General features: G+C 43.5%; 20 protein-coding genes. 12 read left to right on the top strand and 8 right to left on the bottom strand.

Annotated features, from left to right (window positions below; all coding sequences use genetic code 11):
- Positions 1 to 14 precede the first annotated feature (14 nt).
- Positions 15 to 1,025 carry a dipeptide epimerase gene (locus FPL27_RS19490; RefSeq protein WP_143962912.1) on the bottom strand — a complete coding sequence of 337 codons (1,011 nt, stop codon included), beginning with the start codon at positions 1,023 to 1,025 and terminating at the stop codon, positions 15 to 17.
- A gap of 123 nt (positions 1,026 to 1,148) precedes the next feature.
- Here FPL27_RS19490 and FPL27_RS19485 point away from each other — a divergent pair, with 123 nt between their 5' ends.
- Positions 1,149 to 2,603: a M14 family metallopeptidase gene (locus FPL27_RS19485; RefSeq protein WP_143962911.1), complete on the top strand. Its 1,455-nt coding sequence runs from the start codon at positions 1,149 to 1,151 to the stop codon at positions 2,601 to 2,603.
- Positions 2,604 to 2,718: 115 nt separating this feature from the next.
- Here FPL27_RS19485 and FPL27_RS19480 read toward each other — a convergent pair whose 3' ends face one another.
- Both FPL27_RS19480 and FPL27_RS19475 read right to left on the bottom strand, forming a co-directional pair.
- Positions 2,719 to 3,099: a hypothetical protein gene (locus FPL27_RS19480; RefSeq protein ID WP_143962910.1), complete on the bottom strand. Its 381-nt coding sequence runs from the start codon at positions 3,097 to 3,099 to the stop codon at positions 2,719 to 2,721.
- Between the two features lie 52 nt (positions 3,100 to 3,151).
- On the bottom strand, positions 3,152 to 3,553 hold the full coding sequence (locus FPL27_RS19475) for a hypothetical protein (protein WP_143962909.1): 402 nt from the start codon (positions 3,551 to 3,553) through the stop codon (positions 3,152 to 3,154).
- A 215-nt stretch (positions 3,554 to 3,768) separates the two neighbouring features.
- Here FPL27_RS19475 and FPL27_RS19890 point away from each other — a divergent pair, with 215 nt between their 5' ends.
- The 6 genes from FPL27_RS19890 to FPL27_RS19450 all read left to right on the top strand — a co-directional run bounded on the left by FPL27_RS19890 (position 3,769) and on the right by FPL27_RS19450 (position 11,014).
- A complete protein-coding gene (locus tag FPL27_RS19890) occupies positions 3,769 to 3,945 on the top strand; it encodes a hypothetical protein (RefSeq protein WP_185974426.1) in 177 nt (58 codons plus the stop codon).
- Between the two features lie 218 nt (positions 3,946 to 4,163).
- On the top strand, positions 4,164 to 4,811 hold the full coding sequence (locus tag FPL27_RS19470; RefSeq protein WP_143962908.1) for a pseudouridine synthase: 648 nt from the start codon (positions 4,164 to 4,166) through the stop codon (positions 4,809 to 4,811).
- Positions 4,812 to 4,973: 162 nt separating this feature from the next.
- Positions 4,974 to 5,945, top strand: coding sequence for an AAA family ATPase (locus FPL27_RS19465; protein ID WP_143962907.1), 972 nt, complete (start codon positions 4,974 to 4,976; stop codon positions 5,943 to 5,945).
- A gap of 173 nt (positions 5,946 to 6,118) precedes the next feature.
- Entirely contained in the window at positions 6,119 to 8,935 is a 2,817-nt protein-coding gene (locus FPL27_RS19460; RefSeq protein WP_143962906.1) for a TonB-dependent receptor, read from the top strand.
- 31 nt (positions 8,936 to 8,966) lie between these two features.
- Positions 8,967 to 10,379: a hypothetical protein gene (locus FPL27_RS19455; RefSeq protein ID WP_143962905.1), complete on the top strand. Its 1,413-nt coding sequence runs from the start codon at positions 8,967 to 8,969 to the stop codon at positions 10,377 to 10,379.
- A 65-nt stretch (positions 10,380 to 10,444) separates the two neighbouring features.
- Entirely contained in the window at positions 10,445 to 11,014 is a 570-nt protein-coding gene (locus FPL27_RS19450) for a hypothetical protein (RefSeq protein WP_235893503.1), read from the top strand.
- Positions 11,015 to 11,432: 418 nt separating this feature from the next.
- Here FPL27_RS19450 and arsB read toward each other — a convergent pair whose 3' ends face one another.
- The 4 genes from arsB to FPL27_RS19430 all read right to left on the bottom strand — a co-directional run bounded on the left by arsB (position 11,433) and on the right by FPL27_RS19430 (position 14,289).
- Positions 11,433 to 12,485, bottom strand: coding sequence for an ACR3 family arsenite efflux transporter (arsB, locus tag FPL27_RS19445; RefSeq protein WP_143962903.1), 1,053 nt, complete (start codon positions 12,483 to 12,485; stop codon positions 11,433 to 11,435).
- Positions 12,485 to 13,096, bottom strand: coding sequence for a low molecular weight phosphatase family protein (locus FPL27_RS19440; protein WP_143962902.1), 612 nt, complete (start codon positions 13,094 to 13,096; stop codon positions 12,485 to 12,487). Before FPL27_RS19440 ends, arsB begins: the two co-directional genes overlap by 1 nt.
- Before the next feature lie 299 nt (positions 13,097 to 13,395).
- On the bottom strand, positions 13,396 to 13,929 hold the full coding sequence (locus FPL27_RS19435; RefSeq protein ID WP_143962901.1) for a DUF6428 family protein: 534 nt from the start codon (positions 13,927 to 13,929) through the stop codon (positions 13,396 to 13,398).
- Between the two features lie 27 nt (positions 13,930 to 13,956).
- Positions 13,957 to 14,289: an ArsR/SmtB family transcription factor gene (locus FPL27_RS19430; RefSeq protein ID WP_143962900.1), complete on the bottom strand. Its 333-nt coding sequence runs from the start codon at positions 14,287 to 14,289 to the stop codon at positions 13,957 to 13,959.
- 226 nt (positions 14,290 to 14,515) lie between these two features.
- On the opposite strand from FPL27_RS19430, the gene FPL27_RS19425 reads away from it, so the two are divergent.
- From FPL27_RS19425 to FPL27_RS19405, 5 genes are all read left to right on the top strand, one after another.
- The gene (locus tag FPL27_RS19425) at positions 14,516 to 15,211 is read left to right on the top strand and encodes a hypothetical protein (protein WP_143962899.1); all 696 of its coding nucleotides are present in this window, start codon (positions 14,516 to 14,518) and stop codon (positions 15,209 to 15,211) included.
- A gap of 119 nt (positions 15,212 to 15,330) precedes the next feature.
- On the top strand, positions 15,331 to 16,089 hold the full coding sequence (locus tag FPL27_RS19420) for a hypothetical protein (RefSeq protein WP_143962898.1): 759 nt from the start codon (positions 15,331 to 15,333) through the stop codon (positions 16,087 to 16,089).
- A 5-nt stretch (positions 16,090 to 16,094) separates the two neighbouring features.
- Positions 16,095 to 16,499: a DUF2846 domain-containing protein gene (locus FPL27_RS19415; protein WP_143962897.1), complete on the top strand. Its 405-nt coding sequence runs from the start codon at positions 16,095 to 16,097 to the stop codon at positions 16,497 to 16,499.
- Complete coding sequence (locus tag FPL27_RS19410; protein ID WP_143962896.1) at positions 16,496 to 17,539, top strand: sensor histidine kinase; 1,044 nt, start codon at positions 16,496 to 16,498, stop codon at positions 17,537 to 17,539. Before FPL27_RS19415 ends, FPL27_RS19410 begins: the two co-directional genes overlap by 4 nt.
- Before the next feature lie 6 nt (positions 17,540 to 17,545).
- Complete coding sequence (locus FPL27_RS19405) at positions 17,546 to 18,232, top strand: LytR/AlgR family response regulator transcription factor (protein ID WP_143962895.1); 687 nt, start codon at positions 17,546 to 17,548, stop codon at positions 18,230 to 18,232.
- Positions 18,233 to 18,386: 154 nt separating this feature from the next.
- Here the strand turns inward: FPL27_RS19405 and FPL27_RS19400 are convergent, their stop codons facing one another.
- A complete protein-coding gene (locus FPL27_RS19400) occupies positions 18,387 to 19,946 on the bottom strand; it encodes a SulP family inorganic anion transporter (protein WP_143962894.1) in 1,560 nt (519 codons plus the stop codon).
- Between the last annotated feature and the right edge of the window lie 47 nt (positions 19,947 to 19,993).

The raw sequence follows: 19,993 nt of genomic DNA, 5'->3' as shown, positions 1-19,993 counted from the left end.
ACCGGAGACCGAATTTAGAGCAGTAGTGCACCGATTCCTGGGCGGTCCGGGAAGGTTACTTTTTCCGGGGTGATGGTAACACCTTCGGCAATGTCTTTTGAAAGCAGCATTGCCCCGTCCATGTCCACATAATCCAACAATGGTGCGATATGGGCAATGGCACTGATGCCGACAGAACTCTCGGTCATACAGCCTACCATGGTTTTCATTCCGAGAGATTTGGCTTCATAGATCATTCTCAAGCCTGGGGTGATGCCGCCAGCTTTTACAAGTTTGACGTTGATGCCGTGGAAGAGGCCGCTGCACTTTTGCACGTCGCTTTCAATGATGCAGCTTTCATCAGCGATCACTGGGAGTCGACTATGCTTGAAAACCTTTTTCATACCTTCCATGTCATCCTTGTCTAAGGGCTGTTCCATGAATTCAACATTCAGGTCTGCCAATTCACGTGAGAATTCGATGGCCTGATCGGCTGTCCAGGCGCAGTTGGCATCTATGCGGAAAACAGAATCGGTATGTTTTCTAAGTTCACGGATGATGGCCATGTCGTCTTCAGTGCCCAGTTTGATTTTGTATAAAGGCCAATCCACCTCTTTCATCTTGGCTACCATTTTTTCCACGGTGTCAATGCCGATTGTGAAGTTGGTGGTAGGGATTTCAGCGGGGTTAAGTTTTAGGTATTCGTAGAGTTTCACCCCTTGTTTTTTGGTATAAAGGTCCCAAGCAGCCATGTCGAGGGCACATTGGGCAAATGGGTTGGTGGTAAACATGGACTTGGTCATGCTCCAAAGCTGTTCGGGCGATTCCCAGAGGGAGCTTTCGATGATCGGCCTGGCCACATCTAAGGCGGCTTTCATGTTTTCTACTGTGATGCCATAGAATGGGTTGGTGGTAGCTTCTCCTAAACCGACAAGTCCGTCATCCTCAAGCTTGACAATGACAGTTTCTTGCACATCGCGGCTTTGGTGGGCGATTGTAAAAGTGTGTTTAAGGGGCAGATCTGCAACTATTACCTGTAATTTCATGGGGGATTTTTGTTTCTTTATATAAAAGTAACCTGAATTTAAAGTGAAGTTTAGTAATTTGAGGCGAAATAAAAAGGTAAAATTTGACGAAGTAACTATTGTCAGGACAAACGCCCACAATTCATGAAGAAAAGATTAACCGCCCTCATTCTCCTAGTTTTATTTTTCAGCCAAGGTCATGCCCAGGATTCCAAACTTGACCATCAGAAGCTTAAAGAAGCCTCCGATAGGTACAAGGAAAGCAGCATCACCCACCGTAGATTCAAACATGTAGATATTATGCCTTTGGTGATCAAAAGGCGTGCGAATAATGACTTTCAAGTAGAAGAGTTGGGGAAAAGTGTTGAAGGCCGGGAGATTTACCAGATAGCCTATGGGAACGGTGATAGGAAGGTGATGCTATGGTCCCAAATGCATGGCAACGAAAGTACCGCCACTATGTCTTTGATGGATATTTTTAATTTTTTGGAAGGGGAAAATGACGGTTTTGAATCCATCCGTAATACAATAAAAGAAAATCTGAACCTTCGCTTTATCCCCATGGTAAATCCTGATGGTGCCGAGGCTTTCAAAAGGAGAAATGCCTATGACATCGACCTCAACAGAGATGCCATACATTTAACTAGTCCGGAAGCCAAGATCCTGAAAGGTGCCAGGGATGACTTTGAGCCTGAGTTTGGCTTCAACCTGCACGATCAGCAGATATATTATAATGCCAGTAATACTCCAAAGCCCGCCACTATTTCGGTTTTGGCTCCGGCATTCAATTATGAGAAAGACATCAATGAGGTAAGGGAACGAGCCTTGAAAGTAATTGTAGGGATGAATGAGGTCCTTCAAGATTTAATTCCAGGTCATGTTGGCAAGTATGATGATGGGTTTGAGCCAAGAGCTTTTGGAGACAATTTCCAGAAATGGGGAACAAGCACCATATTAATTGAGTCGGGAGGCTATCCTGATGATCCAGACAAGCAATATATACGTGAGCTCAATTTTATTATAATCTTGAATGCCCTATATGAAATTGCAACTGATCAGTATGATCAATATGCCGTGGAGGATTATTTTGAGATTCCAGACAACGATACCAAATTGGTAGACTTGATGTTACGCAACGTGACCATCAAGCGTGATGGGCTGGAGTATCAGGTTGATTTGGGAATCAGGAGAAGGGAAGTGGAGGCCGATTCGGCGTATTATACAGAAAGCTCTATATTGGATTTGGGCGACCTATCGGTGTATTATGGATATGAGGAACTTGACGCGGATGGATATGTGATGGTAGAGGGAAAAGTTTGGACGCCTGCCATGGATATGAAACTCACGCAAACTGAAGCGGTAGAAATGCTTGAAAAAGGTTTTTTGGGAGTTTCCTATGATGTCTATCCCGACAAGCTTCATGATTTGCCTCTAAACATCCTAACCAAGGGGGCCGAAATGAAGTCAGGCCATACGGTGGGCAGTACCACCAATTTCTTTTTGGAAAAAGACGGTGAGAGGCATTATGCTGTGGTAAATGGGTATCTGGTGGACTTGCGCAATCCGGATACAGAGGGGATTAGGATGAAGGTTTACTAAAAAATATTAACCGCAGAGGGCGCGAAGAGCGCAGAGTTTTTTTAAGTAAGAAGTTAGAGGTGAAAAGTTAGAAGTAAAAAGTTTTCCAGACTTCTTACTTCTTACCTTTTACTTTTTATCTACGGTCTCCGGTATTCACATTTCTACCGTAGTGCCTATGATAGGTCTCTATCTCGCCTTCTACTTTTTGGATGCGTTTTTCCTGCTTCTGGATATCAGCTTCCCAAGATTTAATGTCACGTGGGGAGAGTACTTCCCTTTTCTTTTGACGCTCAAATTTGCGTGAACTTTTGGTGAGCTCTCGGTTGTATTTCTTGAATTTTTTCTTGTTGGCCAGGTATCGGGTGGTGGCTTTATGTTCTTTTTGGATTTCCTTATCCAGCTGTTTTTCGGATTTTTCTATTGCCCGAGCTTCCTTTTTGCTGACATTCTGCGCAAAGGTAGGCAAGCTTCCCAGTAAGAAAACCAGCATGGCCAATGTAAAGATGTTTTTCATAGACTAGTTTTTTAGCTTGTGGTTGTAACGAGCAAAGTCTATGAAAGTTGCCTCAAAGGGAGGCGTGGCTATCATCTTTTTTACTTTTTTCTATTCTTTTGTTGTACTGCGCTACCTTTTTTTCTAGCCTTTGGATGTGCTTTTCCTGTTTTTTGATGTTGGATTCTCTTTTGCTAATATCAATAGGGGAAAGCTTGCCTTTTTGGTTATCGCTTTCGAATTTATGGCGATAGCGGTCAAGTTTGGCGTTAGCTTTATCAAGCTTCTTGAGGTTTTTTTGATGTATCTTTCGTTCCTTTTCCTCTTTTTTCAGGGCTTTTTCATAGCGCTTGTCATAGCGGTTTTCACTCACCATGGATTCTACCTTAGGATTGGTCTCGGTTTGGGCATGTCCGATAAGGGGTGCACCGGAAAATAGAAATAGTCCCAGTATAAGTGTGCAAAAATGTTTCATAACTGTAGTGGTTAGGGTGCTGTAATTATTTATAAATAAAATGAATAAAATTATAAAATGAAAGTCTGAGGACAATTAATTTTATTTTTGTAGAAAATAAGTATAAAAATGTAATTTGGTTTCGAGAAGGGTTGTGACGGGTGTGGAAAAGTAATTTTTGGTAAAATGGGGTACAATTCTCTATATTCAAAGATCATTAATTAACCATAACTGAGATGAACGCAGAGCAAAAAGCTGCCATTGAGCAGGAAATCGAAGAATTGAACAAATCTTTGACAGGTAACATGTTTGAGGACATGGATACCCGTGACAAAATCCATAACCTAGAAATGCAGCTCAAAGGCACCAAACCGATGGATAGCCACTTTGATTGTATTGGTTGCGGGTCTTAGAAGGTTAAGAAAAAGTGAGAAATGGGTCACGAAGGGCACAAAGTTTAAAAAGAAGTCGCACCAAGGCTTCTTCGCGGCGAAATTGGTTACTAAAGGAACACAAAGTTTTATGCATGTTCGCACGGAGGGATTTTTTTAACTTTGTGAAACTTCTTTAGGACTTCCGCGACTTAGTGACCATTTTGTGGGTTAAGGTCATTTGGAAATTAAACCGTTTTATGCCTAGATATTTTGTGATTTATAAGCCTTTTGGGGTGTTGAGCCAGTTTTCGGGGGAGGAGGAGAGTACGTTGAAGGGGGTGTGGGATTTTCCGGCGGATGTGTATCCGGTGGGGAGGTTGGATAAGGATAGTGAGGGTTTGTTGCTCATTACCGATGACAAGCCGCTCAACCACTATCTGCTTAATCCAAAATTTGAACACAATAGAACCTACCTTGCTCAAGTGGAGGGGATACCAACGCCCGAAGCTATAAGCGAACTGCAGTCTGGGGTGGGAATAAAGGTGGAAGGCAAGACATACTTCACTAAAAAAGCGAGTGCGAGTCTTCTAGACATTGCTCCAACCCTTCCCGAGCGAGATCCACCTATCCGTTATCGCAAAAACGTGCCTGACTCCTGGGTAAAGCTGACCTTGATAGAAGGGAAAAACAGGCAAGTCAGAAAAATGACTGCAGCGGTGGGTTTTCCAACCCTGAGGCTAGTGAGATGGTCTATGGAAAACCTCACCATTGAAGGTTTCGAAGTTGGGGAGGTCAGAGAATTTGATCAGGAGGAATTGTACAGGTTGTTAAAAATCAAGCCGGCGATGCTGGCTGAGAGAGGCCCCAAATTCAATAAACCCCACATTAGAAATAAGAAGAAATAAGAATCAGCGTTAAATTGGGATAAAGAAGTAAATGTTTTAATTTCGAAAACAAAAAAATAACCGCAGAGTCGCAGAGGGCGCAGAGGAAAATAGAGTCGGACATCCTTTTTCGGTCCTCCGTCTCCCGTCTTCGGTCTTCAATCTTCTATACACACATAAAACATGCATCAGGAAAAAATACAGGAAGTAATCAATGAGGTCAAAAAAGTGGTTGTGGGCCAGGAAAAGATGGTCAACAGGCTGCTCATCGGGCTTTTTACCAACGGTCACATTTTACTTGAGGGGGTGCCTGGATTGGCAAAGACTCTTACCGTAAACACGCTGGCCAAAGTGTTGCACTTGGATTTCAAGCGAATTCAATTTACTCCTGATCTTTTGCCTTCGGATTTGATTGGTACCATGATCTATAACCAGCACGCTGGGGATTTTGAAGTAAAAAAAGGACCAATTTTCTCCAATATCATCCTTGCTGATGAGGTCAACCGATCTCCAGCCAAGGTTCAATCGGCCCTTTTGGAGGCCATGCAGGAAAAGCAGGTGACCATCGGGGATACTACTTATGGCTTGGACAGACCATTCTTGGTACTGGCCACTCAAAACCCGGTTGATCAAGAAGGTACTTATCCACTGCCTGAAGCGCAAGTGGATAGATTTATGATGAAGATTCATATCGACTATCCTTCCAAAACCGACGAGTTGGAGGTGATGAGAAGAATGTCCAACATGCATTACCTTTCTGAAGTTAATGCAGTTTTGACCAAACAGGATATTTTTGACATCCGGGCTAAAATCAACGATGTGAAAATAGCCGAGCCTTTGGAAGAATACATTATTGAATTGGTATTTGCTACAAGGTTCCCACAGAAATACAACCTTCATGAGGAGGCCAAGTACATTCAGTTTGGGGTTTCACCACGGGCAAGTATCAACCTTAACCTTGCTTCAAAGGCCAATGCTATGATGCAAGGCCGCGATTATGTGTTGCCTGAAGACATCAAAGCCGTGGCAGAGGATGTACTCAATCACAGAATCATCCTCAACTATGAAGCGGAGGCAGACAATGTGAGTCCTCGCGATTTGGTCAACATAATTTTGGAAAAAATCCCGCTTAATAAAAGCGTAACATTCAAATAAGCTCCCAGCTTCCCCAAACCTTGAAGAAGGTGAGAAAAGCCATCGTTGTGTTAATTCCAATGGTGGCCTTTTACTTTTTACCCCCTTCTATTTAAATATTACTTAACTTTTACTACCCACCCAGTTTAAATTGCTTATTGACCTTTGTAGTGTTCGTTCAACGTATGCTACAAATGAAAAATGTTTTACTAATCCTCGCTGCCTATTTCACTCTTATAGGAACAGCAATGTCTCAAACTGGGACTATAAAAGGGGTGGTCGCCGATGCCCAATCAGGGGAAACCATCATCGGGGCCAATGTTAGAATTGAGGGTACTGGCCAAGGGGTGGCCACTGATATCGACGGTTCTTTTGAAATCAACCGGGTGGACCCCGGAAAACACACTTTAGTAGTTTCTTTTATTTCTTACAAAACCCTAAAACTTCAAGAAGTACAGGTGGTAGCCGAAAAAGCCACAAGGCTGGAGGTCAATCTTGAGGAAGACCTAGGCGAACTTGGTGAGGTGACCGTAATGGCAAGCCGCGAAACGGGCACCAACATGGCTATTGTATCAGAAATTAGGAAATCTCTGCAGGTCGTTTCTGGAATTTCATCCGAGCAAATCCGCCTCTCCCAAGATGGCAACGCTGCCCAGGTGATGAAAAGGGTTTCTGGGGTGACAATTACCGACAATAAATTTGTAAGGGTGAGGGGAGTGGATGACCGCTATAATGTGGTCATGATTAATAATGCTGTGGCTCCGAGCACCCAAGTGGATAAAAGAACTTTTTCATTTGACCTTATCCCAAGTGAAAATCTGGACAGGATGATGATTTACAAATCATTTTCACCGGAAGTTCCAGGTGACTTTGCTGGAGGATTGGTGAAGGTGTTCACCAGAAATGCACCCGATGAAGATTTCGTCAACTTTGGGATGGGGATAGGTTTTCGTCAAGGGACTACCTTTCAAGACTATAAACAGACGGAGGGGTCAAAAACCGACTTTTTAGGTTTTGATAATGGCTTCCGCGATTTGCCTGCAAGCTTCCCCAGTAGCGACAGGCTGATAGATGTAAGTGGTGCCAATCCTTTGAGAGCCGAGGCAGGTAGGATGCTTAATAATAATTATGGCATCAAAACCAAAAAAGCTATGCCTGATATGGGTGGAGGGTTCTCCTTTGGCAAAAACTGGAATTTAGGGGGAATGAGGCTTTCTACTCATACTAACTTTTCAATGGGTCAGAGTTTTCAAGCTTTCACCGCTGAGCGAAACCGCTACTTTTTCTTCAATCCTGGCCAGCCTACTGCTAAGCGGGATGAGTACTTTGACAGCTATTATGCCAAGGAGAACAATGTGGGCATCATGTCCAACTGGCTGCTGAGGTTGAATAAAGATAATACTATTGCTTTTAGAAACCTTTTCAACCAAACGGGTATCAACGAGACTATTTTAAGAGAGGGCAGAGATTTTATCCAGCGACCTGACGGCGCGAGAGATTATGCTTTCAGATATGAGTCAAAGACGATTTATACCGGCCAGATTGAAGGGAACCACTTTTGGAATGATGAACAGACCAAAATCAACTGGGTAGTGGGTGGTAATTATATGGGCCATGAAGAACCAGATTTCCGCAGGTTTAGAAGCTTTTACCAAAATGGAGTAGGGGAAGGTCAGTATGTAATCATCGATCCACCTGCAAGTAGCCCACAGGATTTGGGCAGGTACTTCGGGTACATGAACGAATGGGGATTGAGTCAAGGACTGAATTTTGAGAAGAAGTTTAAGGGTGTGGAGAAAGACAGTCCGAGAATTTTCAGGGCTGGTTATTTGGCAGACTACAAGCAGAGAAATTTTGAGGCTCGGTACATAACGTATTATTATCCGGGTTCTTCAAGTGGTGCCGGTAAGGAGGATTTGATCAGACAGCCTATAGATCAAGCTTTTGCTCCTGAAAACTTCAACTTACAGGATGGTTGGTTAGTGCAAGAAGGTACGAGACCTACTGACCAGTATGATGCGTCGACATTTGTGGGAGCTGCATATATGGGGGCTGTGTATCCTATCGGGAAGTTCAATCTTTCGGGTGGACTAAGAGCAGAATATTCCATTCAGCAGCTTAGCAGTGCCACTTTTGGAGGCCCAGTGAATGTGGACAATCGTGAGTTGGTGCCATTGCCGGCTGTAAATGTGGATTATAATTTTAGCCCTAGAGCCTTGGTAAGGGCCGGGTATGGTAGGACTGTAAACCGTCCAGAATTCAGGGAGTTTGCCCCGTTCCTTTATTACAGCTTTGAATATTTGGCTGGCTTCTCTGGTAACCCGGAACTTCAAATGGCCAAAATTGACAACTTCGACCTTCGCTATGAATTCTATCCAAATGAGGGTGAAACCTTCAGTTTAGGAGGTTTTTACAAACGCTTTGACAGCCCTATAGAGGCAGTGGGCAGAAATGTGAACGAAGAAATGCAATTCAGCTACCGCAACGCCGTGGATGCCTATGTGTATGGGGTGGAAGTGGAGGCCAGAAAAGCCCTTTCTACAGTGACCAATCTACCTTTCCTTCGTGACCTATCCATCAATGCAAATGCCTCCTTGATTTGGAGTGAGGTATTCTTGGGTGACGATGTGGCTTTCCAAGAAAACAGAAGAGCACTTCAAGGCCAGTCCCCGTATGTGGTCAACACTTCCCTTTCCTACCATAATGAGAAAAGGAACATATCTGTAAATGCCGCTTACAATGTATCAGGTCCGAGGATATTCATAGCAGGTAATGTGAACTTCCCTGACATCTATGAAATGCCCCGTCACGCAATCGACCTGACTATTTCCAAAATGGTAAGCGAGAGAACTACTTTGAAAATGGGGGTGCAAGACCTTTTGAATTTCCAGTATAGATTTTACCAGGATACCAATTATGACGGGCAGATCACTTTTGATGTGGATGAGCCCATGTACCGATGGAGACGAGGCCGAATGCTGACCGCTTCCTTTAATTATAAATTAAAATAACAAATACACCTTTATTAATTAACTATCAAAAATGAAAGCAAATTTTAGAATTGCCGCAATGGCCGCCCTATTGGGATTCGCCGCTGCTTGTTCTGAGGACGTTGACCCAGTCAACCCAGTTGTCGATACTGAAGACTCCTTGATTTCTTTAGAGGGAGATCTTAGTACCAGGACCTTGACTGCAGATCAGCAGTACTTGTTAAAAGGCCAAGTTTTTATCAGGGACGGTCAGACCGTAACAGTAGAGCCGGGAACCATTATTTATGGTGAAAAGAGATCGAGAGCAACTTTGATCGTGGACCGTGGTGGTAAATTGATCGCCCGAGGTACTGCTCAAGCGCCTATCATCATGACATCCGCTCAAGAGATGGGAGAGCGTGATAGAGGTGACTGGGGTGGTTTGGTTATACTTGGCCATGCCAGTACCAATCAGGTGGATCCAGAGATTGAAGGAATTGATCCTGCAGTAGTTTTTGGAGGAGATAACGACGATGACAATTCTGGCGAGTACGAATATCTACGAGTAGAATATGCCGGTATCGAGCTTACTCCAAACAATGAAACCAACTCCATCACCATGGGTGGTGTAGGTCGCGGAACATTCATGGAGCACTTGATGGTTTCCTTTGGTGGTGACGATGGTTTTGAGTGGTTTGGCGGTACCGTAAATGGCCGTTACCTGATTTCTCACTCCACTTGGGATGATGATTTGGACGTGGATTACGGTTATTCCGGCAACGTACAGTATGCTTTGGTGGTGAGAAATCCATTCTTTGCTGACCAATCTCAGTCCAATGCATTCGAAACTGACAACGGTCCTAATGACAACGATGTGCAACCTTATACAACTGGTACATTCTCAAACGTGACGGTTTACGGACCAAGAGACAGAGTGGGTAGATCAATTTCCGGCAACAACTTCCACGCAATGGATTTGAGAAGAAGAACTGCTCTAAGCATTTTCAATACGGTATTGACAGGTTTTCCAACTGGCCTTAGATTCAACACTGCCTCTGTAACTGAGCAGTATGATGCTGGAAGAGGTGTATTGGCTAACAATATCCTTATTAACCCTAACGCTAACTATGCAGCTGGTGGTGGTGCTGATGTGGCCGACGTGCAGAGAATTTGGGAAGCTGCTAACACTACGGTGACCCTTCCTGAGGCTGGAGCTGAAGAGGACTTCTACAGAGGATATGGTTTGAGACCTGAAAACTTCTTTGCCAGATATACATTCCAGACTTATCCTAACAACCCAGATTTCTCCTTGCTTTCAGGCGGTAGTCTTGCCAGCGGAGCTGACTTCTCTAACGCGAAGTTCAATGAAGCCAACAGGTCTACATTCTTCGATGCTGTTGAGTTTATCGGAGCGTTTGACTCAACTGACTGGACAGATGGCTGGGCTGAATTTAACCCATTGAACATCGATTATCTTAATAAATAACCAACTTAAACCATGCCTCTGGGTTAACCGGGGCATGGTTTTCTTCATATTCAAACTTTATTTACATGAGAGCTTCTGTATTTATCATCTTGATTTTAATGCTTGTAGGTTGTGCAAAATCCTCCCGTTATGAGGCAAAGTATCAATTGACTCCCAAGGAGCAGGATGAAATAATTCTGACCACGATCAGGTATTTAGGGCATCTCCCCAAAAAAGGAACCCATGAGAATAAATTTGAAGAAAAGTTTGACCACTATTATTCCCAGTTGGCAAAGGATTTCTCCCTGGAAGCTTACCACAAGGATGCTGGTGGGTATGAGTATTTTTTAGTCAGCAGGATAGCTCCATCCCTTAAGAAAAAGAAGGTGGCTACGGGAGTGAAGATGAAAAGAAATGAAATCGGAGAGCTTGAGTATTACGAAGAAGTGTTCCGTACCTGGAAGTTTGAGGAGGAAGAATTGAAGGAAAAAGGCCTGATGCTCTTTTCGATGCTGATTAGGGAAAAGGATTTGAGCCCGTATTATCCTCAAAACTCCGGCAGTGAGGAATTCATAGAGTTTCCTGATTCGTATGTTGCTTATGATGTGGAAGATAGGTTATGGAAAGCTGCCTCAGCCCTTAGTGCTAAAAAATAAAAAAAAGTTAAAAAATTTATCTAAACAAGATTTTGTATTTAGCCCCGATAAAAAAGTTATTAGGGGCTTTTTTTTATACTATGGAGGTGGTTTCGGTTCCGTAAAAGTTCATCTATATTTTTGGTTCTTTAATTTTTTTTCTAACTTTCATCTGTATTAACAACTCTTTCTCAGAATTGTACTGTTTTGTTCCCGATGGTTTAACGGCTACAAATAATTAGAGGAATAGGCATTGTAAACGGTATCAAAGATATTTTTTTGATAATTGCAGTTTACTTTTTGTATAAGGTTTGGCAGGCTCGCAGGTATGCGAGCCTGCTTCTTTGTTTAAAGGTTTAAAGTTTTGCTGTGCAAAACGATTAAGGATTAAGTGGGTCCAATTTAAACCTTTAAACTAAAAGCCGCAGGCTCTAAACATTTAAACTTTTTGTCCTTCTTGAATACCGAAGCGATTGCTGTTTGCAAAGGCCACTAGGGAGAGCATTACGGGGACTTCTACAAGGACGCCTACTACGGTAACCAAAGCTGCGGGGCTGTTGAGGCCGAAGAGGGCTATGGCGACGGCTACGGCTAGTTCGAAGAAGTTTGAGGCTCCGATTAGTGCGGATGGGGAACAAACTGCGTAAGGCAGTTTGAGCCATTTGCCCCCATACCAGGCCAGGAAGAAGATAAAATAAGTCTGTATGGTCAATGGGATGGCAATCAATAAAATTACCAAAGGATTGTCCAGAATGTTTGGTCCTTGGAAGGCAAAAATCAGCAACAAGGTCAAAAGCAGTGCAGCAATACTTACTGGTCTAAGTTTGGGCATGAATTCAGTTTTGAACCATGCCTCCCCTTTGCTTTCTACGATTGTTTTTTGAGTCAAAACCCCTGCAATCAAAGGAATGACAACAAACACCACCACCGAGGTGGCTAAGGTACCGTAAGGGATTTCCACGTCGGTGATACCCAAAAGCAAACCTACCAAAGGTATAAAGGCAACTAACAAGATCAGGTCATTGACCGATACTTGGACCAATGTATAGTTGGGGTCACCATCGCTCAAATAGGACCACACAAATACCATTGCGGTACAGGGTGCGGCGCCCAAAAGAATTGCTCCGGCAATGTATTCGCTGGCCACCTCGGGCTGTATGTACGCTTCGTAAAGGTTGGTGAAAAACAACCAGGCGAAAAATGCCATGGTGAAGGGCTTGATGAGCCAGTTGATCACCACGGTCCAAATTAATCCTTTTGGAGCTTTGCCAACTTTTTTAATGCTCCTAAAGTCCACCTGAAGCATCATGGGATAAATCATCATCCAAATCAGAATGGCTATAGGGATGTTTACATTATAAATCTCCCAGCCGCTCATGACCTCCATACTTTCACCCGCAAAATGGCCGATGGCGATTCCTCCGATGATGCAAAGGGCAACCCAGAGGGTTAGGTATTTCTCGAAAAAAGCTATTTTCTTGGTACTTGACATTAGGCTTTTATTTTGATTTTAGAAAAAACATAAAACATCTCTGAAGCTATCTGTAAGGAACGCTCGTCGTATTTTTCAGCCTCTTGAGGACTGTCGTCGAAAGCTTTTGGGTCTTCATACCTCACCGGAATTCTGATTTCCGCCGCCGGGATGAAAGGGCAGTTCTCATCAGCGTGTGAACAGGTCATCACTGCAGCATAGGGGTCGCTTCCCATTTCATCATAGAGTTTGGAGTAAGTTACGATGGGGCTGGCATCATCGGAATAGAAGAGGTAATATTTTGGATTCTCTTCACCGTTTTTAGTAACCTTAAATCCAGCTCTTTTCATGGATTCCACCGCTCTCTCATTGAAAGCTGTCACTTCCACTCCACCGGAAAAGCAGTCAGCCTCGATGCCATGCATGTCAGCGGCAAGTTGTGCCCAAATCTGGGAAAACTGGCTTCTTCTGGAGTTGTGGGTACAGATAAAGTTAAGCCTTAGTGACATTCCCGAATCAAGTTTGGATTGGACGTAATCAATCAGGGCCTGAAGGTACTCCTTCCGCTCGGCAGCAATTTCCTGGGAGGGGAGGAGGTTTAGGAAGGATTGGAGTTTTGGATATAGGGTCATTAGAATGTTGGATGTCGGATGTCGGATGTCGGATGTCGGATGTCAGATGTCGGATGTCGGATGTCAGATGTCGGATGTCGGATGTCAGATGTCGGATGTCGGATGTCAGATGTCGGATGTCGGATGTCAGATGTCGGATGTCGGATGTCGGATGTCAGATGTCGGATGTCGGATGTCAGATGTCGGATGTCGGATGTCAGATGTCAGAGTGTCGGAGTGTCGGAGTGTCGGATGTTGATAAGTCGTCACCCCGACCCTGCCTGCTGACGCAAGGCAGGGTCGAAATAACGAGCGTTTGGTTAGCAGCAGCCGCTATCTGGTTGGCAGGAACTGCCCTCCAGTTGCGAGAGCCTGATCTTGGGTTTCACGTTTACAGGACCGCAGCAGGCAGCGGCTTTCTCCTCAGGGGTGGTGGCTCGGTCCTTGGCTTTGCAGGTGGTGTTTTGGGTGGTGAGCTGTATGATGATTTTGTCCTTCAGTACCAAAACGTCACTGATAGGAAGAGTGGTGGCCGGGAACTGGCTGTTGCCGTATTCGATTTTGATTTCCGTGTCTTGGAAGGTAGGTCTTACTTTGTCCACCAATTGGAAAATCTTTAAGGCCTTGGTAGTGTCCACGCTGTGTCCAGGTTCTGGAATTTCATTTTCCCAAAGCTGCACGTGCGTTTCTTCCCACTGGTTGCGCTTGCCACCGCAGTCGACCGTGTCGAAGGACACGTTTTTAATCTCAGTGATGTGAAAATCTGGCCTGGCGTATTGCCCGGGCAGGTATTCGAAGTAAAGGGGAGTCTCTGGATTGGACTCGAGTAGTTGTGTGAATTCGGAAGTTTTCATGGATTTATGAGTTGAGTGTCCCTTTGTTTAACAACATTGATTTTTTTTATTTTCAAATTGATCGAATAACCCGTTGAACAGGTTTTGGATTTCGGTCCATCGGATTGGGTTGATGCAGTAGCTGACAGATACCCCCTCGATGGTTCCCTGGATGATTCCGCAGTTCTTCAATTCTCTCAGATGCTGGCTGATGGTGGCCTGTGCGAGTCCGAGTTCCTGCACCAAATCCCCATTGATGCAGGAATTGGCCTTGAGCAGGTGCTGGATGATGGCTATTCTTGCCGGGTGTGCGAAGACTTTGGCAACTGCTGCCAGTTCATTTTGATCGGTTGTGAAGAGATCCGTTTTGGTGATTCCCATGGCTAAGTATGTTTATATTGCAATATTACGATGTATTTTGGGTATGTCCAAAATTTAGGGGACCAATAGTTTGAAATGAGTTTTACGGAGTTTCTCTGGAGGTATTCATACATGGGGAGATTTAGTGAAACTGATATCATTGAGTCTTGTTGTTTAGTTTTTTTCAAATATGTTTAGTTTATTGTTGTGTGAAGTGGCGGGAGGGGCAACCTTTTAACTTTTCAGTATGAAAAAAATATTGATTGTTGTGGTTTTGATCGCCTTCTGCCAGGAAGTAACCGCGCAGGTGTCGGTCGGTGTGGATTTGATGTCAAGAAAAGAATTTTTAAAATACAATGACCCAGGCAATAGGATTATACCCGATCCATTGAGCTCATTTTCTTTTGGAGCTTTGGTGAACGTAGGATTGGGAAGAGATATGTTTGTCGAAACTGGTATTTACAGTTGGACATACACCAACAACATAGAGCTCTACGGTCCAAATTATAGTATTCCATTTTTAAGTTCCGTTAAAAGTCCCAACCGGTTTGCGACTATCCCAGTAAGGTTTGGGTATCGGTTTGCGCTTGATAGTGATTGGAAATTTTTAAGAAAGTTATCTTTCAGTCCCATACTCGGTACGGCATTGACAATGAATGGGAAGGATAGGTGGTCTAAGGCTGAATCTGGCAATTATCAGCAAAGTATGGAGGTTAACAAATCTTGGAACCTTTACCTTGAAGGCGGGATCAGGGCCTATTATCCCCTTTTCCACAATTTTGATTTGATGTTCAATTACAGTTTTGTAAAAGGTTTCCGGGATTTTTCCTTCAGGGAGGTTGAATATGAAGATTTTAATAATGAAGCAAACTTTTCCACCGTCATTTCAGATGGATCTGCCCGACATTGGTCATTTGGGTTGATCTATAAAATCAAGAACTAATCACTTTGCTATAGATTGTAATTTTGCCCTTTCGGCATATATTTAAGGGAGTAGGGCACAACTTTTTGGATAGATTTTTTCATCGGTGTTTATTTGGGAAGAAACTTTTAATTCTTCCTATGAAAAATACATCCATTTATTTGCTCGCTTTTCTAGCAATTTTGTTTTTGTCTCCACTTTCTCTGTCTGCACAGGTTATTTCACTTGATGAGGCACCGGAGGATGAGATTTCCGCTCCTTTTGATAAGAGCTTTATGCTTATGGCTTTTCCCTTGTCCTCATATTTATACCACACGGGTTACGAAAATATGGGAAACCACCTAAAAAGTTTTGGCGGGCTGGAAAATCCCCGATTCTTCGAAAATATAGGTTTTGGAGTGGGGTGGAGAAAGAAAAATCTTTTTTATAACATCAATGCGAGTCTACCTCTGTTTACCCAGAGAGATGAGGTTTCCTTAGTTAGTATGACTCGGATTATGGAATCACGAGACAGCAATTTTGATCTTTCGGTAGGTTATGCCATCATTCCCAGTGATCAGTTTTACTGGATACTCCGGGCCGGCATCGGGTTATATTTCCGAGAAATGTCCGTAAAGGAGATCAGTAATGTACCTTATGATTTTAGGGATTTCAGTACTCCGGAAGGAACCGCTTGGCCTCAACTGGACCACCGCAATCTTACTTTAGATGTAGCTTTTGAGATGCTTCCCAAAGCCATGAGGGAGGTGGCCATGCTGCAAAGCTTTCAATTGGGGTATAAACATGGCATAGGTAGCCCACGATGGCGTTCGGCTGAGGCAAATTTGGTCAATCCCATCCGGGATAGGGTTTCTTTATTCTATTTGAGAGGTTTAATAGTGATTAGTAGAGAAAGGTAGGGACTATGAAATTTTGCACAACTTTACTGCTATTTCTATTATGGTTCGGAGGTCCCGAGTTGGCTTTGGGCCAATCTGAGCAGGAGGCTACTGTGGTAGTTTATCGCAAACCAAGCGGTACATTCGCTAAATTTGCTATGAGCATAGATGGGAAACAGGTTATTCCCAGTCTCGAGGGTAACACTTATTATGAGATCCGATTAAAACCTGGGGAGGTGTTGATGGAGACTAGAGGAAATATTTTTACAGAACACAAGCAATATAGTTTAACTTTAGAGGCTGGGGAAATTTACTACCTGGAGGCCGTATTGGAATATCAGCTTTACCTAATGACCTTGCACCTCATGAGAAGGAGTGAACAAGTGGCCAAGCAGGCTATTCGAAAAATGAGCAGAGAACAGCTTGAATGATGGAATTCAGACTAAAATCATATAATAACCGTATTTATCAGCTGCTTTTTGTTTTTGTATTTGCAGCAGTTGTTCTATACTGGATTTTTAGGTTTTCTACCTTGCTAAGCTTTGATGGGGAGGAGGCATACATGGGAAGCTTGGGTCTTTTTCTATTAAGTTGGACTCTGATTTTCGGTTTGGCAAGTGTATTGGCCTGGCTAAATTTTAGGCTTTTGTTTTTTATTTGGAGGAAAGGTGATTTGACAAGTTTCCAGTTTTGGACACTGGAATTATTGGTGTTTGCTGCTTTTTTTGAGCTGTTGCAATGGAGAACAGGGCATGATGCCAGCTTAATGAGGGAAAATTTGTTGGTTGTTATGTTCCTGGCTATTTATTTTATCGTCTTTATCTGGATAGCAGAGGGACTGAGAGTGAGGCGGAGAGAGAAACAGCTTTTGCAACAAAAGGAACGTGCCGAGTTGATGTTGCTGCAGTCGCAGCTTAATCCCCATTTTCTGTTTAATGCCTTAAACAGTATTTACAGCAATGCTATAATGGATGGCAGTGGGAAAACCGCAGAACAGATCCAAGGACTTTCAGTATTGATGCGTTTTGCAATTGAAAAATCTAACCTCCAAAAGGTAAGCTTATCCGAGGAACTTGAATTTTTGAACCGGTATGTTCAAGTTCATCTAGACCGGCTTTCGGATGAGCAACGCCCGTTGATAGAATGGAGTGTGAATTGGGATGAAGAGTCGGCTGAAATTTGTCCAATGCTGGTGCAGCCCATGATTGAAAATGGATTTAAGTTTTCTGATTTCTCAATTATTTCTATAGATCCACTTATCAAGATGAACCTAACGGTGGAGGGGAACACCTTCCAATTTACCTGTGAGAATGCGTGTAAGGCTGAACATGTGCTACGGAACAAAGGTACCGGTAAGGGCCTAAACCTTGTTCGGCAAAGACTGGCAAACCTCTATCCGGGTAGACATAGATTGGAGATTGAGGAAGAGGGAGGTTTTTTCAAGGTTTTTTTACAAATTAATTTAAACTGACAAAAAATGCTTATTAAAGCCATTGCCATAGATGATGAGGCTCCTGGACTGGAGGTTGTGAAGAGTTTTGCAAGCAAGGTGCCTTTTATTCATTTGGAAAAAACCTTTACCAATCCTAAGGAAGGTCTCGAGTACATTTTTGAGTACCAGCCGGATTTGATCTTTTTGGACATCCACATGCCCCAAATGAGTGGAGTGGAACTGGCCAAGATTATTCAGCCATTGGGCAAGACATTTATTTTCACCACGGCCTATAGAGAGTATGCCTTGGAAGGATATGAGCTTCAGGCCTTGGACTACCTATTGAAGCCATTCTCCTTTGAGAGATTCCTTACTGCCCTTAACCGGGCCTATCAAGAGATCATACAGAAAAATGGAGAGGAAACGAGTGTCTTCATTAAAGACAGTTATGACTGGGTGCGGGTAAAGCTGCATGAGATTCGGTTTATAAAATCAGACAGCAATTTACTGTTTATCCATTTGGAAAATGAAGTTTTTAGCACCAGGATGACCATCACTGAAATCCTCGAAATCTTACCCAAAGATCAGTACATGAGGGTTCATAAGTCCTACATTGCAAATCTATCGGCCATTGTTAAAATCGAAAGGCATCAGGTTTGGATAGGAAAAGATTGCGTGCCTGTAGCCTCAACTTACCGGGAAATGATGGAGAGTAGGCTTTTGAAGAAATGAGGATTTGGTTACAACTTGTCTCACTAAGAGTCATGAACCAAGTATGCTTGTGGTTGAGCTGATCACTAAGGATTATTCGAAGAGTTTGGGGCATGAGATTTTAGGAGTAAAAGAAAATCCACTGACCGTTTGCCAATGGATTTTTGTGAAGCTATTAATCCTCAATTTTCTCTCTTTCCCTTTCTACAATTTTGTAGCTGGGATCATCATCGGTAAAGTTTACATTGATGATTTTGTCTGCTTTGGCCAAAAGGGTTCGGCTGCTGGTGTCTAGATGTCGGATAAAAACCGTCTTGCCAAGTTTTTCGTAGCGCTCAGTCACCTTATTTATGGCATCTATTCCTGAATGGTCCACAATTCTGCTTTCCTGAAAGTCAAGATAGATTTCATCTGGGTCGTTGATTGGGTCGAATTTCTCACCAAATTTTAAGGCAGAACCAAAGAATAGAGGGCCAAAAATTTCATAGTGTTTCACACCGTTCTCATCCACACGCTTTCGTGCACGAATCATTTTGGCATTTTGCCAAGCAAATACCAATGCAGAAATGATCACACCGATCAACACGGCCAACGCAAGGTTGTGAAGGAATACGGTTACCAAGGTTACGATCACCATCACCAATACATCATGGAAAGGCACTTTTCTGAAGACCTTCAAGGAAGCCCACTCGAAAGTTCCTATGGCCACCATGAACATCAGACCTACCAATGCTGGCATCGGAACCATCTCAATGTAGGTGGAAAGGAAAAGGATAAACACCAAGAGCCCTACTGCTGCGACGATTCCCGAAATCCTGTTTCTACCCCCAGCATTCACGTTGATTAGGGATTGGCCGATCATGGCGCAACCGCCCATTCCGCCAAAGAAACCTGTAGTAAGGTTGGCAACCCCTTGGGCTACACATTCCCTGTTTCCCGATCCGCGGGTTTCGGTGATTTCATCGATCAGTGACAAGGTCAATAAGCTTTCGATCAGCCCGACACCGGCCATGATTACTGCGTAAGGCAAGACTATCATGAATGTCTCCATATTGAAAGGAACCATCGGAAGGTGGAATTCAGGAAGTCCTCCGGAAATGGAGGCAAGGTCCCCAACTGTCCTAACATTGATACCTCCGAAGATTACGATCAAGGAAACCGTAAGGATAGCAGCCAAGGCAGAAGGGACAGCCTTTGTTACCAATGGCAAAAACTTAATAATAGCCATTGTCAATATTACTAACCCCAAGGTAATGTATAGCTGAGTTCCGCTCATCCATTCCACTACTCCTGGTGCCACCTCTACCTTGAACTGGGTAAACTGTGCCATGAATATCACGATTGCCAGGCCGTTGACAAATCCGAACATTACAGGGTGGGGAACAAGGCGGATTAACTTTCCAAGTTTTAGAACACCTACCAAAATCTGTATCAGGCCCATCAAAACCACGGCTGCGAAAAGGTATTCCACTCCGTGGGTTGCTACCAATGCGACAACTACAACGGCGATAGCACCTGTGGCCCCGGAAATCATACCCGGTCGTCCACCAAGAATGGACGTGATCAAGCCAATGATAAATGCAGTATATAGACCGATCAGTGGGCTTACCCCTGCGATCAGGGAAAATGCAACCGCTTCTGGTACCAGGGCCAAGGCTACAGTAAGCCCAGATAATACCTCATCCTTTAGATTCGCCTCTTTTGGACGAAATAGACGATAAAACATCTGCGTCATAACAGAAATATTTTTTTATATAAAGTAATGTGAATTGCAAAAGAATA

It is taken from the genome of Litoribacter populi, assembly GCF_007483685.1.
Taxonomy (GTDB): Bacteria; Bacteroidota; Bacteroidia; order Cytophagales; family Cyclobacteriaceae; genus Litoribacter; species Litoribacter populi.
Note: the sequence above shows the minus strand (reverse complement) of the source record. Positions and strands in the feature narration are given on the sequence as shown.